This is a genomic window from Mycetocola lacteus, from assembly GCF_003667575.1.
Taxonomy (GTDB): Bacteria; Actinomycetota; Actinomycetes; order Actinomycetales; family Microbacteriaceae; genus Mycetocola; species Mycetocola lacteus.
In genome coordinates, this window is record NZ_RCUY01000015.1 from 47,442 (window position 1) to 63,440 (window position 15,999).

General features: G+C 65.2%; 15 protein-coding genes and 1 tRNA gene. 4 read left to right on the top strand and 12 right to left on the bottom strand.

Features of this window, described 5'->3' with window-relative positions; genetic code table 11:
* Positions 1-16 precede the first annotated feature (16 nt).
* From D9V34_RS15580 to trxA, 3 genes are all read left to right on the top strand, one after another.
* Positions 17-946 carry a PfkB family carbohydrate kinase gene (locus D9V34_RS15580; RefSeq protein ID WP_121689399.1) on the top strand — a complete coding sequence of 310 codons (930 nt, stop codon included), beginning with the start codon at positions 17-19 and terminating at the stop codon, positions 944-946.
* Between the two features lie 137 nt (positions 947-1,083).
* Positions 1,084-1,572, top strand: coding sequence for a hypothetical protein (locus D9V34_RS15585; RefSeq protein ID WP_121689400.1), 489 nt, complete (start codon positions 1,084-1,086; stop codon positions 1,570-1,572).
* 64 nt (positions 1,573-1,636) lie between these two features.
* Positions 1,637-2,041, top strand: coding sequence for a thioredoxin (gene trxA, locus D9V34_RS15590; RefSeq protein ID WP_121689401.1), 405 nt, complete (start codon positions 1,637-1,639; stop codon positions 2,039-2,041).
* A gap of 67 nt (positions 2,042-2,108) precedes the next feature.
* Here trxA and D9V34_RS15595 read toward each other — a convergent pair whose 3' ends face one another.
* From D9V34_RS15595 to D9V34_RS15605, 3 genes are all read right to left on the bottom strand, one after another.
* Entirely contained in the window at positions 2,109-2,897 is a 789-nt protein-coding gene (locus tag D9V34_RS15595) for a hypothetical protein (protein ID WP_147441715.1), read from the bottom strand.
* 77 nt (positions 2,898-2,974) lie between these two features.
* Entirely contained in the window at positions 2,975-3,673 is a 699-nt protein-coding gene (locus D9V34_RS15600; protein WP_121689403.1) for a hypothetical protein, read from the bottom strand.
* Between the two features lie 480 nt (positions 3,674-4,153).
* Positions 4,154-4,238: transfer RNA gene (locus D9V34_RS15605), tRNA-Tyr, on the bottom strand.
* Between the two features lie 150 nt (positions 4,239-4,388).
* Here D9V34_RS15605 and D9V34_RS15610 point away from each other — a divergent pair.
* The gene (locus tag D9V34_RS15610; protein WP_121689404.1) at positions 4,389-4,877 is read left to right on the top strand and encodes a YajQ family cyclic di-GMP-binding protein; all 489 of its coding nucleotides are present in this window, start codon (positions 4,389-4,391) and stop codon (positions 4,875-4,877) included.
* 113 nt (positions 4,878-4,990) lie between these two features.
* Here D9V34_RS15610 and D9V34_RS15615 read toward each other — a convergent pair whose 3' ends face one another.
* The 9 genes from D9V34_RS15615 to D9V34_RS15655 form a co-directional block, all read right to left on the bottom strand.
* Positions 4,991-6,250 carry a Dyp-type peroxidase gene (locus D9V34_RS15615; protein WP_121689584.1) on the bottom strand — a complete coding sequence of 420 codons (1,260 nt, stop codon included), beginning with the start codon at positions 6,248-6,250 and terminating at the stop codon, positions 4,991-4,993.
* A 46-nt stretch (positions 6,251-6,296) separates the two neighbouring features.
* The gene (locus D9V34_RS15620) at positions 6,297-6,860 is read right to left on the bottom strand and encodes a copper chaperone PCu(A)C (protein WP_121689405.1); all 564 of its coding nucleotides are present in this window, start codon (positions 6,858-6,860) and stop codon (positions 6,297-6,299) included.
* On the bottom strand, positions 6,857-7,552 hold the full coding sequence (locus tag D9V34_RS15625; protein WP_121689406.1) for a copper resistance CopC family protein: 696 nt from the start codon (positions 7,550-7,552) through the stop codon (positions 6,857-6,859). The genes D9V34_RS15620 and D9V34_RS15625 overlap by 4 nt, the downstream gene beginning before the upstream one ends.
* Positions 7,552-9,729, bottom strand: a complete 2,178-nt coding sequence (locus D9V34_RS15630; protein ID WP_245992050.1) for a bifunctional copper resistance protein CopD/cytochrome c oxidase assembly protein — start codon at positions 9,727-9,729, stop codon at positions 7,552-7,554. The genes D9V34_RS15625 and D9V34_RS15630 overlap by 1 nt, the downstream gene beginning before the upstream one ends.
* 133 nt (positions 9,730-9,862) lie before the next feature.
* Positions 9,863-10,477, bottom strand: a complete 615-nt coding sequence (locus D9V34_RS15635; RefSeq protein WP_121689407.1) for a hypothetical protein — start codon at positions 10,475-10,477, stop codon at positions 9,863-9,865.
* 120 nt (positions 10,478-10,597) lie between these two features.
* Entirely contained in the window at positions 10,598-12,175 is a 1,578-nt protein-coding gene (locus D9V34_RS15640) for an APC family permease (RefSeq protein ID WP_121689408.1), read from the bottom strand.
* The gene (locus tag D9V34_RS15645) at positions 12,172-13,056 is read right to left on the bottom strand and encodes a universal stress protein (RefSeq protein ID WP_121689409.1); all 885 of its coding nucleotides are present in this window, start codon (positions 13,054-13,056) and stop codon (positions 12,172-12,174) included. The genes D9V34_RS15640 and D9V34_RS15645 overlap by 4 nt, the downstream gene beginning before the upstream one ends.
* A gap of 113 nt (positions 13,057-13,169) precedes the next feature.
* Positions 13,170-14,531 carry a flavin monoamine oxidase family protein gene (locus D9V34_RS15650; RefSeq protein WP_121689410.1) on the bottom strand — a complete coding sequence of 454 codons (1,362 nt, stop codon included), beginning with the start codon at positions 14,529-14,531 and terminating at the stop codon, positions 13,170-13,172.
* A gap of 26 nt (positions 14,532-14,557) precedes the next feature.
* Positions 14,558-15,988, bottom strand: a complete 1,431-nt coding sequence (locus tag D9V34_RS15655; protein WP_121689411.1) for a gamma-aminobutyraldehyde dehydrogenase — start codon at positions 15,986-15,988, stop codon at positions 14,558-14,560.
* Positions 15,989-15,999 lie beyond the last annotated feature (11 nt).

Sequence of the window (15,999 nt, forward strand, 5' to 3'; positions counted from 1 at the left end):
CTTCAGGAGGCATCCCGTGTCTGAACCCCGACTCATCTTTACCGGCAACGTGATCGTTGACCTGGTCATGAACGTGACCACCATGCCCGAGGCTGGGGGCGACACCGTCGCCCATGATTCCGACATCACCGCGGGCGGCGGCCTGAACACGATGGTCGCCGCCCGCCGGGACGGTCTGCCGGTGGTTTTTGCCGGGCAGTACGGCTCCGGGCACTTCGGCGGGATCGTCCGGGCGGCGCTGAACGCGGGCGGCTTTGAGATCCTGCTGCCCGGACTGGATGACCAGGACAGCGGCTACTGCGTGGCCATCGTGGATGCCAGCACCGAGCGCACGTTTGTGACCGTGGTGGGAGCCGAGGGGCACCTGACCCTCGATGATCTCCGGCAGGCGGACGCCACGGCTCACGACCTGGTGTACGTCTCGGGGTACAGCCTGGCGCACCCGGTCAATGCGGCCAGTCTGCCGATCTGGTTGGAGGAGCTGCCGGCCGAGACCCGGGTGATCGCCGATCCCTCTCCCCTGGTGACCGAGCTGGATCCGGCCCTGCTGGCCCGGGTGTTTGCGCGCACCGACATCCTCAGCGCCAACGAGCGCGAGGCCGGCCTGCTCGCTCCGGGCACCGATGCGCGTGGCGCGGCCGATGTGCTACGCTCACGCATCCGCCCGGGCGGCACCGTGATCGTGCGCGAGGGTGCACTGGGCTGCTGGGTCGCCACCGGCGATGCCGAGCCGGTTCTGGTCCCGGGATTTGCGGTGGAGGCCGTGGATTCCAACGGGGCCGGGGACGCCCACGGCGGCGTCCTGGCCGCCGGGCTCGCCCGCGGGCTCGACCCGGTCTCGGCGGCCCGCCGGGCCAACGCCGCCGCAGCCATCGCGGTGACCCGCCGCGGCCCGGCCACCGCCCCCGAGGCCGCCGAGATCGACGACTTCCTGGCATCACGCTAGATTTTGCACGCGGTGCCGCGCTCCGGCGGCGGCCACCTCTGAGGGATCCGACCGTCCAGGCGGCACCGCATGCCAGCCCACACACACGCATCCCCGTTCCCGATACGTTGACGGTACATAACGATCGAGGGGGCAACGTGTACGACAGCAGTATCCGGATTGGCCCCGAGGACCGGGCGAATGCTCGACGAGCACTCACCGACACCTATATATCGCGGGCCCTGCAGGTTTCCGCGCTGATAGTCCTCCCGCTGGCCCTCCTTCTCACGGGCCTCATGCTGATCTTCACGCCGAGCGGGGTCGGGTTCACCGTCCTGGGAATGATCCTGGCCATGACGGCGCTGTGTGCCTGGGCGATGGGGACGCTGCGCCGTCGGGTCCGGCATGTGATCGATGTGGGATGGCCCGAGGAGGCCCCGCTGCGGCTGCATATCAACCCGCGGATGCTCACCATCGATGGACCGTTCACAACCTCGGCTTTGCCGCAGGATGCGATCACCGCGGTGACCCGTCGACACGGTACGGTTGTCATTCGCTGCACCGCCGAACGCACGGTGTTTATTCTGCCCGAGCGGATGCTCAGCGAGGACGCCCTGGCGCTGATCGGGACCCCGCGGGCCGCATAGGCCCGCGGACCAATCCGGCAACACCACTGGAATAACCCCCGGTGCTTCGTGGTTGGATGGGTACATGACTACCACCGTGATGACCGCCGATACCCACGATGAGACCGTCACCGACGGAATCGTCCTGATCGATTTCTGGGCCGACTGGTGTGGCCCCTGCAAGAACTTCGCCCCGGTTTTTGAGGCGGCCTCCGAGCAGCACTCCGACATCACCTTCGCCAAGGTGGACACCGAGGACCAGCGCGAGCTCGCCGGCTCCTACGGCATCACCTCGATCCCGACCCTCGTCGCCTACCGCGACGGCATCCCCATGTTCTCCCAGGCCGGCGCACTGCCCGCCCCCGCGCTGGAAAACCTGATCGAGCAGCTGCGCGGCGTGGACATGGACGTCGTGCGCAAGGAGTACGCCGAGCAGGTCGCCGCCTATAAGGCCCAGCAGGCACTCGAGGCCGAGGGCGAAAACGCCTAGCCTCCCCTCCTCACGACAAACGCCACCGGAAAACCGGTGGCGTTTGTCTTAGTGCTAGGTATTGGTTTTAGACCGAATCATCAGACTCGGGCAACAGGCTCTTCCACTTCTTTCCGTGCAGCTCCTCCACCCGCATCAGCGCCTTCTCTGGGTCGGTCAACATCCACCGTTCCTCGGGATGATCCAGATAGTGTCTGAGCACAATCGCAATGACGTTGACGTCCGAATTCGTTCGCGGTCCAACCACGCGTAATTTCTTCCCCGTATGAGAAGAAACGATGGTTTCCGGCATATGTTTTCTCACAACATCAATTCCCGAGATGAGATCCCAAGGAATTGCTGTCCAGGCTTCGGCAACGCCGGCTTCGGTGAGGATAACTCCCCGCGGCTTCACCAGGTGGACCAGGACGCCAACAACGGCGCCCCAAAAAAACAAGGCGAACGCGCTGAAGAGCACCGCTCTGACGGAAAACGTGCCACGTACCTGGGCACTGGAGATCGCAAGAAAAGCGAATACCGTAGTGGTCACCGCCCCCACAACGACGCCACCGTACCTCATCAGCTGTCCAAGCCAAGATTGCGCAAAACGCAACGAGCCCATTTTCTGCACAACACTCACCGTGCCCAATTGCACTCGATTGTTGATGTAGATCAGCAAGATGAACAAATAAAAAAACGCGACGAACGCGGAGAAATACAGGACCTTGGCTGCCGCAGATGGAATCACAATTCCGAACACTGCCGCGACAACGCACATCGACGTGAAGAGGACGTACTGACCGGTTGATAGTTTGCCAATTGGGGCTGGTACGCCGTCCTCGGCCACCATCCACACTCGTCGTCTTCGTACGGTCATTTCCTCGTCCCCCTAGTAGTTCGCAGACGCGACGACTTCAAAATCACGGGAAATGCCAGCGTCAGCGGCCCTACAGGTCAGTCTTCCAACAGGCTGCGGCGCTTCTCCCCATAGAGTTCCTCCACGCGATCCAACGCGTGGTTGGCATCTGTGAGCATCCAGCGCTCCGCCGGATGCTCAAGAAAGTGTCGAACGACGACCGCAACCACGTTGACATCGGATCCGATCTGCGGAGATGGGATCCGGATCGGCTTACCCTGACGGGTCGTGAGCACAAGATTTGCCGTCCGTCGCTTTTCGACCGAGACCCGTTCGATCTGTTCCCAGCTCAGCCGAAGTTTCCGGTTCCCACGGATGCCAGCGAGCCCGTGTTCGCTCAGGTTAAGCCCCCTCGGGTTGGGCAAACGCCAGAGCATATGAACGAGTGCGGACACCATCAAGACCGTTGACACAGCAAAAAACACGGCCCCCAACGAGAATCGACCGCGCGCGACAGCCAGGTCGAGAAACACGGCCGCACCAATCGCGACGAACGCGGTTTGCACAAGAATAAATCCCCATTGCATCCCCTCAACGAGCTCCGCTACCGCGAAGGACAACCCCTCCCCCGGAGTAACCACGCTCACGAGACGGGGTTTCAACACCGACGACGTCACACTGACATTCACCAACATGGCCACGAAATATCCGGCAAGGGCAAAAAAGAAGATCCTCAGATCCGCATCGCTCACCAAGAACCCGACCACAAGCGCACCTACCGTGAGCGGGCCAAGCATGACAATGATGCCCAGAATACTCCCGGTGCGAGGTGGAGTAGTCGCGGCAACGAACGGAGCAACTCCGCGCACCTGCCTACGCTGTATGACCACTAGAGTCCTTTCGCATAGACGGCTGAGAACACAACTTCACACGATCGGGCGATCCCAGCACCTATGGACCCCCGAATATCGTCTGGGACCGCCGAGGCACAGAGCCTGACGGATCCGAACTAGTGGGACAAGCATTCCCGAGTTCTTACTCATCTGGCCCTGCCACATTCACAGATGGAGTGAAGTCCCCACGCTAGCGCACACGACCCAACACGGGATTGGCTTATGAGGATTGTGTACTAGATCCACGTCATACCGTGGACAACAGGGCGCACGATTTCGGACAAGGAGGACAGACTCGGATATTCGCCTCAGCTCATTGACTCGGGCTCGGACTGGCACCTGGGCAAACAAAAATCGCCACCGGAATCCGGTGGCGATTTTTCATGGTGGTGGGTGAGGGATTCGAACCCCCGAAGTCTACGACAGCTGAGTTACAGTCAGATCCCTTTGGCCGCTTGGGTAACCCACCAAATGCGCGCTCAACCAACTTTGTCAGCCAACCGAAGGCGCGTCATTATTCTACCCACGGAGTCACACGAATATAAAATCGAGGGCGCGCACGGCGCGTTTCCGGGTTTTCGGGCGTGTCGCGGGGGCACCGATCGCCTACACTGGATCCATGGCAGATTCATCGTTCGACATCGTCAGCAAGGTAGACAAGCAGGAGGCGAACAACGCCCTCAACCAGGCCCAGAAGGAGATCGAGCAGCGCTACGACTTCAAGGGAACCGGGGCGTCGATCGACTGGAGCGGCGAGAAGGTACTCATCAAGGCAAACACCGAGGACCGTGCACTCGCGATCCTCGACGTGTTCCAGACCAAGCTCATCAAGCGCGGCATCTCGCTGAAGAGCCTGGATGCCGGCGAGCCCTACCCCTCCGGTAAGGAATACCGCATCGAGTCCTCGCTCAAGGACGGCATCGCCCAGGACAACGCCAAGAAGATCAACAAGATCATCCGCGACGAGGGTCCCAAGGGTGTCAAGAGCCAGGTTCAGGGCGACGAGCTGCGGGTGCAGTCCAAGAGCCGCGACGACCTGCAGGCCGTCATGGCACTGCTCAAGGGCAGCGACCTCGACATCGACCTCCAGTTTGTAAACTTCCGCTAGACGCGGCACAACGGCCGTGGGTCGCATCCGACAGGGTGCGACCCACGGCCGTTTTTCTGTGTCTTCACGCACTGGCCGAAGCGCGGACGGGACGCCCGGCCTCGGTGTCAGCCCTAACCCAGCAGCGTCTCGCCGATATACCCGTCGGCCGCGCAGCCCGGCGGAATCACAAACACCGCCGAGCCCACCGGGATCTGCCATTCGTTGAGCAGATCCAGTTCGTCCAGCGAGCGCTGGATCGGCACAAACTGATGCTCCACATCCGCCTGATAGCTGGCGAACAGCAGCCCCGAATGCGAGATCCCCTCGGCCGTGGGTGGCGCATCAAAGTTGTATCCGCGTCGGAAGATGCGCCGTGAGGTATCGGCCAGCCGGGCCCGACGAATGTGCGAGAACTCGGCGATCACCGGGAATCCCACCACGGTCTTCGCCTCGAAATCCGGCTCATCGTGCTCCCGAGACCCGGTGAGCGGTGCTCCGTTATCCAGCTTCCGCCCCACCGACTGCTCGCGGCCCTCACGGTCCAGACGATCCCACTTATCCAGGTCCATCTCGATTCGACGCAGCACAAACCCGGTGCCCCCGCGCGCCCAGGAGGATCGGTCGGCGATCCACACCAGGTCCTCGAAGTCGCGGGTACCCGGCGCCGGGTTCACGGTGCCGTCGATCTGACCAAACAGGTTCCGCATCGTGGTCCCCACTTTTTCCGACCCGCGTGCCCGCCGAAAACCCGGCTGCTGCCAGCGCAGCGTGGTGAAACTCCGGGCATCCTTGAGGAGCATGCGTAGCGCATGGGCCAGCGTGAGTGGGTCGTCCGCACCCACCTGGAGCAGCAGATCCCCATCCCCATAGGCGGGATCCAGCCGGTCCACGCTGAACGCGGGCAGCGGACCCAGCCAGGCGGGGCTCGGTTTTTCCGGGGCCAGGGCGGCGACCCGGGGTCCGAACCCAAAGGTCACCGTGAGCCGCGACGGCAGCACCGCAAGCTCGGGCTCGGAGTCGGCAAGCGCGGCCTTCCCGCCAGTCAACCGGGCGGCATCATCGGTGAGGATCCGCATCAGCCGGATCATCCCCGCCCGATCCACCTCGGGTCGCAGATCCAGCGCCACAAACGTGGTGTGCGCCTGCGGCACGGTGTCGATGCCCGCCTGATGCTCCCCAAAAAAGGGAACGGTCTCGGCGGCGGGATCAGCATCCGGGACCTCGGTGGGTACGGCCGCGGGTGAGGCCGAGGCGCGCGTCAGCACATCCACCCCGATCGCCGCGGCCGCCCCCACCCCGGCGACGGCACCACCAAACAGCAGCCCTCGACGACTGATCCGCCCCCGCGAATGCTCCGGAACCGGACGAGGCTGCCGTTCCGCCTCGGTCACGGATTCGGGTGGGGTGGCGGCGCTATCGACGTTCCCCCGCGACACGCTAGTGTCCGGTGCCGGGCGTGGGGGCGTCGGTCTCGTAGTTCTCGTTGGCGCCGGCGTAGTCCTTCACCGGGACGTCCTGAGTGAGTACGGTTCCGTTGGCGAAGGCCAGGATGACACTCACGGTGTCGCCGGCGACCAGCGGCTTGGTGAGTCCCATGATCATGATGTGGTTGCCGCCGGGCTTGAGCTCAAACGTTCCCCCCGCGGGAATCACAAAGCCGCCCTCCTTGGGGCGCATGACCATCTGACCACTTCCGTTATCCACGGTCTCGTGCAGTTCCACCTGGGTGGCCTGGGCGATCCCCGCGGCGGTCAGGTTCACATCGGTGCCACCGGTGTTTTTGAACTCGCCAAACACCGCGGACATGCCCTCGGGGGCGGCCTTGATCCACGCGTCGGTGAAGGTCACACCCTCGGGAGCCTTCATCTCGGTGGCCGCATCCTCGGACGGGCTGGCCGAGGTCGAGGGGGCCGTGCCGGCACCGGTGCTGGCGCACCCCGACAGGGCGAGCAGGGCGGCTGCGGCGATCAGGCCTACACGAGTGGTCGCACGTACGGTCATGAGTTGTTCTCCTTGGTACTGATGGGGTCGTCGGTTGGGGTGTTGTCGGGACGTTTCCGAGTGATAATCAGGCGAACCACCAGGAAGATAATCGCGGCCACGAGGGCACCGCCGATCCCAATCACAACGTATCGCAGCGGTGAATCGGGACCAAATGAGCCGCCGTCCTCGGCCGAAACGGTGGCCGTCGGGGCTGCGGAGGGCTGCGCCGCCGCCGACTCCTGCGGGGTCACGACGGCCGGGGCGCTGGGGGCCGCGGATCCCTCGGTACCACCGGCCGCCGGAGCATTCAGGGTGAAGGGAATGGTGCCACTGATCGGGTGTCCGTCCGAGGACACCACGCGCCAGGCGATGGTCAGCGCGCCGTTGGGCATGCCCGGGCGTAGCGGCGCCGTGGCGACCGCACCGGCACTGGTGGGTTCACCCTCGACCCAGTCGGTGCCCGCCGCATCGGTCACCAGGACCTTGGTTCCCACGCCGAGGATGGTGGCGGAGAAGGTCAGCGTCACGTTCTCGGGGGCAACCGTCAGGGTTGCGTTCGGGGCCGGATCGGAGGAAAGAATCTGGTCATGGGCCGAGGCCTGGTGGGCGGGAAGCAGGATCCCCGCGGACAGGACGGTCACCAGGGTGCCCAGGAGCAGGGCGAGGCGTGCACGACGGGGCGGACCGGCGGCGGAATGGGTGGTCAACATCAGGAATTCTCCTTCGTTGTGTGAGAGTCGGACTCGGTGAGTTCGAGACCAGCTGCGGTCTCGGCGGGGGTTTCGGGGATCGCGGTGTCCGCGGAGGACTCGGCGGCGTCATCACGGACCTTAATCTGGGCCAGACGCGCGTTATAGGCGTTCAATTCGGCGTCACCATCGCGGTCGGCACGACGGTCGTACCGCTTGGCGGCACGCTCCTCGCTGCGCATCCACTGGACCACCACAACGATCGCGACCAGGACGGTGGGGAACTCTCCCGCACCCCAGGCGATACCGCCACCCACACCCTGATCGGCCAGCAGCGCGTCCTGGTCGGTGAAGCGCATCGCCGTCCACCAGGGCTCGGCCAGAATGTCGGTGGCCGACATCAGCGACAGACCAAAGAACGCGTGGAAGGCCAGGGTGGCCAGCAGCAGAATAAGGCGCAGCGGGTAGATCGGACGGCCCGGTCCCGGGTCCACCCCGATCAGCACCCAGAAGAACAGGTAGCCGCTGGCGAGGAAGTGGACGGTCATCAGGAAGTGGCCCTGGTGGGTGAACATCGACCACTCGAACCAGCCCGAGTAGTAGAACACCACCAGGCTACCGGCGAAGATGACCCCGGCGACGGCCGGGTGCGAGAGCAGCTTGAGATAGCGGGAGTGCACAAGCACCAGGATCCACTCGCGCAGGCCGCGGCTCCCGTCGGTACGCACCGGCAGCGCGCGCAGGGCGAGCAGGACCGGACCACCCAGCACGAGCAGCGGGGGCACAAACATCATCAGACCCATGTGCTGAATCATGTGGGTGCTAAACGAGGTTTCCCCATACACGCCGGGGCCACCGCTGGTCACATAGATCAGCCCGACACAGCCCAGCACCCAGCAGATGGTGCGGAACAGCGGCCACTTATCGCCGCGCTTGCGCAGACGCAGCACCGTGCGAATGTAGAGGCCCGCGCCCACCACGGCCACGGCGATCCAGAACCAGTCGGCGTGGAACTCGGTGATCATCCGCCACGGGGTTACCGGCGGCGGCACGTCAAAGCCGAGCAGGGCGCTACGCACCGCATCGTCCACCTCGCCCGAGGTGGGCAGCGGAACCTGCGGCACCGGCGGGGCGCTGCGGGAGAGGGCCACCGAGGCCCCCATCGCGATGGCCATAAACGCAACCTCGGCGATGATCATGCGAACAAAGAGCTTCTTGCTGGCGGGATCCTGACGCAGCTTGGGAATCAGCGAGGTGCGATAGCGCGCTCCGGCCAGGCCCAGGAGTACCAGGATGATGATCTTGACCAGCAGCAGCTGACCATAGGCGGTGGTCCACAGATCGCTCAGCGTGGTCAGACGCAGCGAGGCGTTGACCACCCCGGAGAAGGCCACCGCGGCAAAGGCCCAGCCGGCCACAATCGAGTAGCGCTCCACCACGACCGGGAATCGCTTACGCGTGGCATTGCGGAACACGAGCACCGCGATCAGCCCGCCCACCCAGACGGTGACACCGACGATGTGTACGGCGAGGCTGTTGACGGCATTGGAGTGCTCATCGGTTCCGGCCGCGTGGCCGGAGAGCGCGAGCGGCAGCAGGGCCAGCACGCCGATCGCATTGGCCGCGGCGACCCAGGCGAGGCGGCGGGCAAACGTGGTGATGATCGCACACACCAGGACCAGCACCAGCGAGAGCGCCAGCGCGATCCCCAGGTCGATCCCGGTGACGTACTGAATCAGATTGGACAGATAGGAGGGCGCGGTGATCGGCTCACCAAACGTGTTGGCGGCGGTGAACAGCAGCACCGCCAGGGCGGCAAAGAACCAGGTCCAGGCGGCCCAGCCGGCCCAGTACACGGCACGCTCCTGGATGCGGCTGGTGCGACCGGGCACACTCTTCTGGCCGGGCAGGATGAAGGTGGCCAGGAGCAGCATGCCGATCGTAACGCTCGCGAAGAGGTCGTGCAGGACGCGGGCGACCGGCAGGCCCCACAGCACCAGGTTGCCGGGGTTCACCAGCGCGGTATCGCGGGAAAGCGCGCCGGTCAGGTTGAGGCCGATGACCAGGGTGACCAGGGCCAGGGCGATCATCAGGGCGGGAGTCAGAATGGAGGCGAGTTTTTGGCTCGGGGTGCGCGGGGGAAGAGCGCGCTCGGGAACGGGTGCCAGTGAGGCATCCGAGGCGGAAGTGACGGCCACGTTGGGTGGCTCCTTTCACGGTGATGCAGGAGATATCTACGGGGGCAGCGCGGGGCATACCGAAACGGCGCGGTGCGAGATGACGGCACGCGCGGAAAACCGCGACCCTGTGGGCGCGGGAAACGGGGGAACTCTAGCGGGCGAGTACCGGTGGTCCGCGATGGCGCAGGGTCGAGGCATACACCCCGAGCGGGATCAGCGCATCGGGCCGCTCGGCACGGGGCGGAACCGCCACCGAACGCGGACCCTCGATGGGCTCCAGCCGGTACAACCAGGCGGCCAGCGCGAGGGCGGCGAGGGTCAGCAGGGAGCGCATCAGCGCCTCCCCCTGATACAGCGCAAATACGGTCAGGGCCGCGGCGAGCGCGTGCGCTCCCCACATGAACGGGCCCAGATGGGCCGCATGCTCGGCGGCGGAGACGGTGGCCACGATGTCCACATCGGTGGGGGTGTGCTGATGACCCAGACCGCTCATCGGTGCGTTCTGCACCCGGCCGCCGGCACCCAGCACAAACAGAATGTGAAAGAACGCCTGACTGATCAGGACCGCGAGCGACAGCCGCGCCGCCGAAAGCTTCTTCCCGGCCAAAAAGACCGAGACCACAATGGAGAGCACCAGCGGAACCACGATGCCCACGACACCCGGCATCGAGGCCCCGGCACCCACGTGGGAAAGCAGGGCCACAAAGGTGGCGATCCCGGCCGCTAACAGGCCGCGGATCAGCCGCTTCCCGCGTGCGCCGTCCATACCCGCCATTCTACGGGCTTGTTCGCTGTGGGCAGACTCGATGCTCAGAACCGGTGTCTGAACATCACAAAAGGGCCCCGTCGACTCCACTCGACGAGGCCCCTTCCTACCGGATAAAACCTAGCGACCCGCGTTCCGGGCGGCCTCCTCGATGGCCGCATCGGCCTCGGCGGCCTCCTTCTCCTGTGCGTCACCGGCGATACCGGCGGTCAGGGTCTTGCCCAGGAAGAAGTCGGGGTGACGGAAGCGCTGGATGACCATGATCACCACACCGATCAGGATGACCGTGATTCCCAACACAAACACCAGTCCCATTCCGAAGACGCTGGATCCCGAACCGTAGTCGGGGTCGAAGCTGTCCACCATCGTCATCACAAACAGCACCGCAAGAATCAGTCCGCCGATGCCCGGGAACAGGAACTGCATAAAGAAGTTCCGGACGCTGGAGAACCACTGCTTACGGAAATACCAGACACACGCGAACGCGGTCAGCCCGTAGTAGAAGCAGATCATGATGCCCAGCGCGGTGATGGTGTCCTGCAGCACGGCCTCGGACACGATCCGCATGACCGCGTAGAACACCGAAGCGCATACCGCCGAGACGATGGTCGCAAACCCCGGGGTGAAGTACTTGGGGTTGACCTTGCCGAAGCGGGCGGGCAGCGCGCCGTAGTGCCCCATCGCCAGGAGCGTACGCGCCGGACCCACGAAGGTGGACTGGAGCGAGGCGGCCGAGGAGGACAGCACGGCGATCGAGACGATGATCGCCAGCGGTCCAAGAATCGGCCCGGCGAGGAAGAAGAACGCGTTCTCCTGAATCTCGGGGTTCTGCAGCCCGGTACCGGTGGTACCGACGCCGGCGAAGGAGATCATCGCCACGGCCAGCAGCAGGTAGAGCACCACCACGAGGATCACGGCGAAGGTTGCGGCCTTGCCGGGGGTCGAACGAGCGCCCTTGGTTTCCTCGTTCATGGTGAGGATCACGTCCCAGCCCCAGAAGATAAACAGCGAGAGCGAGAGCCCGGCGGCAAAGGCGGACATGCTGCCCACGCCGAACGGGTTGAACCACTCGAGCTGGATCGGGGTGAAGTCCACCGCGTCGCCATCATAGGCCCGCACCAGGGCGACCACGATGAACACCGCGAGCACCAGGATCTGGAAGCCCACCAGCACATACTGGAACTTCTGGGTGGTCTTCATGTCCCGGTAGGACACCATCGTAGCCAGGGCCACAAACACCAGACAGGTGACCACGTTGATGATCGGGTTCTTGGTCAGCGCCGCGATGTCCGGGTTTTGGAAGATCTGCGAGAGCGCCAGATAGAAGAAGTCCACGGCGATGCCGGCGAGGTTGGAGAGCACAATCACCGTGGCGGCGATCAGTCCCCATCCCGACATCCAGCCGAGCCAGGGCCCAAACGCGCGCACACCCCAGGTGAAGGAGGTGCCGCTGTCGGGCATCCGGGAGTTGAGTTCGCGATAGCCGAAGGCCACCAGCAGCATCGGGATGAACCCGACCAGGAAGATCGCCGGCACGTGGGTGCCAACCGCGCCCACGGTCGGGCCGATCGCTCCGGTGAAGGTGTAGGCCGGGGCGATACAGGAGATACCGATGACGATCGCACCGATCAGGCCGACCGATCCGGCCCCCAGTCCCTTCTTGGACAGGCCCGGGGTGGCCTGGGTTTCGGCGCTCATGATTGTTCTCCCTGCGAGAGCATCGACTCGCGCGGAACCACGCTCATCGGCACGGGCAGTTCGCGCAGCATCTTCGACGCGGTGGATCCGATAAACAGGTGGGCGGGGCGCGCCAGGCGGCTGGAGCCCACCAGCACGATCTCGTTGGGATCCCACTCCACCGACAGCACGGCATCCTCGATGCGCTTGCCGGTCACGATCTCGGTGGTCACCTCGATGCCCTCGGGCAGCGCCTCGCGCGCCCCGGCCTGCACGGCCTCGGCGTGGGCGTGAGCCCGGGCCTGAGCCTCGGGATCCTCGGCACCCTCGGGCGCATCCAGTGCCACCACCGAGAGCAGACGCAGCGGAATCTTAGCGGTGGCCGCCAGGTTGACGGCGGCGTTGAGCACGTTCTGCGCACCGGCGCGCAGACCGATCGCCGCGGTGACCCGGGTCAGGGTCGCGTTCGGGTCGGCGGTCTCGGCGAAACCGGCGGGGGCGAGTGCCACCGGAACCGGGGAGGAGTGCAGCAGCGCGTTGGCCACTGATCCGACGCTGAACCGGCCGAAGATGCCGCCACCGGCACCCACGATGATCGCACGCACGTTGAGTTCCTCGGCGGCGAGGATCAGGCCCTCGGAGAACGACTCGGCGTAGACCACGTGGTGGCGGGCCTCAATGTCCGCCGGCAGGGTCGCAATCGCCTGGGTCAGCCAGCTCTCGGCGAGCTGATGCTTATACAGGTTGAAGCCCGGTGAGGTCGGAACCAGCTGGTTGCGCTCCTCCCGGTCGAGGACCAGGACCAGGTCCAACCCGGCACCGCGCGAACGCGCCAGCCGGGCCGCGAGGGCCAGGGCATCGGCCCCCTGTGGGGTATTTGTGTAGCCGACAACGTATCGCATGGTGAGCGCTCGCTTTCTTCACTGAAAAGGGGAGGCCAAGGGCGGGGTGCGGTTGCACCCCGCCCGAATATCACATCCTGTGTGGTGATCCGTGGTGGATCGTTGAGGGACTGCTACTTGGATTCGTGCCGGGCGATAATCGCCTGGGCGGTGTCGTGACCGACGCGAATGGCGCCGTCCACGTGCTGGAAGCCCTCGGCCGCCAGATCGGAGGAGGACCAGTAGATCGGTCCTACCGGGGTCGACTGCATGGCGCCGTAGCGCGCCAGACCACCCATATCGAACGAGGTGGCGTAGGCCCCGCGGGTCCACTCCTCGCTGCCCCAGTCCGACTCGTAGTAGACAACCGGGTTCTGGGCCTTCTCGCCGTAGTAGGCGGCCAGCGAGTCGAGGATTGCGGCCTTGCGGGCCTCGGCATCCTGCATGAACACCTTGTCGGCGTGCTGGTCGGACACGAATCCAACCAGGGTGCCGCGAGGGTCCTCATGGTTGGTGTTGTCATAGGCCTCGTGCACGAGCTGGTACGGGCTGAAGACGGTACCGGAGAGGCCGTCCTCGCGCCAGAACGGGGTCTCGTACACCGCGTGTACCTTGATCACCAGGCCCAGCGACATGTGCTGGTGCATCTGGTGCTTGAGGCGCGGCAGCGGCGGCTGGTAGTCGACCCGCGAGTACAGGTTCGGCGGCACGGCCATGATCGCGTACTGTGCCTTGACGGTGATGCCGTCGGCGATCGCGGTCACCGAGTCGTCGGTGTACTCCAGGCGGCGGACCGGCTGGTTCAGGAAGACGTCGTCCCCGAGGTTCTCGGCCAGGCGCAGCGGCACCTGCTGGAGGCCACCGATCACCCGCTTGTCGAGGATGAAGTCCTCATCCACCAGGTTGGAGAAGCTGCCCGCCGAGGCGGCCATCAGGATCGCCTGCAGCGCCGAGAAGGCGTGGCGCGGCTTGGTCAGCATCGCCTCGGCCACAAACAGGCCGATGTTGTCGCGAGCCTCGATGTTGTCGGTGTTTTCCTCGAGCCAGGCCTGCCAGGTGATCGAGTCGAGCTCCTGAGCCCGCGGGTGTGCCCAGGGCTCGGTGGCTCCGACGCTCTCGGCGAGCTCGTCCAGGATCACGATCAGGCGATCCATTTCGGCGGCGGTCTCGGCGTCCACCGGGAAGCGGTCACCGCTGTAGCGGGTGTGCTTGCCGTCGCGGCCGATGTAGATCGACTCGCCCTCGCGGTAGCGCGAGAAGGTGTCGAGCTTGAGGTTCTCCAGGGTCTCGATCAGCGCGGTCTGGTCAGGGGACACCCACTGTCCACCGATCTCCAGCATCGCACCCTCGATGGTGTCGGTCCAGAGACGTCCGCCCACCCGGTCGCGTGCTTCCAGCACCGCGACGCTGAGGCCGCGTGCCTTGAGGTCGGTCGCGGCGGTAAGCCCCGATGCCCCCGCACCGATGATGACGACGTCACGTGTGATTTCGGTCATGTTGCTTCCTTTCCTAAAACCGTCAACTAGCCTTCGAGGCTGGTCATGACGTGCTTGATCCGGGTGTAGTCCTCGAAGCCGTACCCCGAGAGATCCTTGCCATAACCGGACTTCTTGAATCCGCCGTGCGGCATCTCGGCGGTCAGCACGATGTGGGTGTTGATCCACACGCAGCCGAAGTCGAGGTCGCGGGCCAGGCGCATCGCGCGCGAGTGATTGGCGGTCCAGACGCTCGAGGCGAGGGCGTATTCGACGTCGTTTGCGAGTTCGATGGCCTCCTCCTCGGTGTCGAAGGCCTGCACGGTGAGGATCGGGCCGAAGCTCTCCTTCTGCACCACGTCGTCGTCCTGCTTGACGCCGGTGATCACGGTCGGGGCGACGAAGTAGCCGGTCTCCCCCACGCGCTTTCCGCCGGCCGCCACGACCGCGTGAGCGGGCAGGCTGCCGAGGATGTCGAGCACCTGGGCGAAGTGGTTCTTGTTGTTCATCGGACCGTAGAACGCGTCGGCGTTGTCCGGGCCCGCGGTCACCGTGGCCTCGGCCGCGGCCACCAGCGCCTTCACGAACTCGTCGTGCTTGGAGCGGTGCACGATCACGCGGGTTGCGGCGGTGCAGTCCTGGCCGGCGTTGAAGTACCCGGCCTCGGCGATGCCCTGGGCGGCCGCCTGGATGTCGGCGTCCTCAAACACCACGGTCGGGGCCTTGCCCCCGAGTTCGAGGTGCACGCGGTGCAGGTTCTTGGCGGCCGAGGTGGCCACCGCCTGACCCGCCCGCACCGAACCGGTGATCGCGACCAGTCCCGGGGTCTTGTGCTCGGTGAGCAGGGTGCCGGTGCTGGCATCCCCCAGGACCACGTTGAACACACCGTCCGGGAGGATCCCGGCGGTAATGCGGGCGAGCTCCAGGGTCGACTCGGGGGTTGTGTCCGAGGGCTTCAGCACAATCGTGTTACCGGCGGCCAGCGCCGGACCGATCTTCCAGATCGCCATCAGGAACGGGTAGTTCCACGGGGTCACCTGGGCGACCACGCCGATGGGCTCACGCCGCACAAACGAGGTGAATCCCTCGACGTACTCGGCCGCGGCCTTGCCCTCAAGGTTCCGGGCGGCACCGGCGAAGAAGCGCAGCTGCTCGGCACCGGTGAGGATCTCCTCGGCGCGCACGGTCTCGATCGGCTGACCGGTGTTGCGCACCTGAGCGGCAACCAGGGCGTCCTGGTTTTCCTCGATCGCGTCGGCAAGCTTCAGCAGCGCCGCCTGACGCTGGCTCGGGGTGCTGCGACGCCAGGTGGCAAACGCGGTCTTGGCGGCGGCGAAGGCCGCATCCACATCGGACTCCACCGACACCGGAGCGTGGGAAACCACGTTTTCGGTGGCCGGATCGATCACGTCGAGGATCGTGGTTCCGGCCACATCCACAAACGCGCCGTTGATAAAGTTCTGCAGCTTCTCGGTCATGCTCTTCTCCC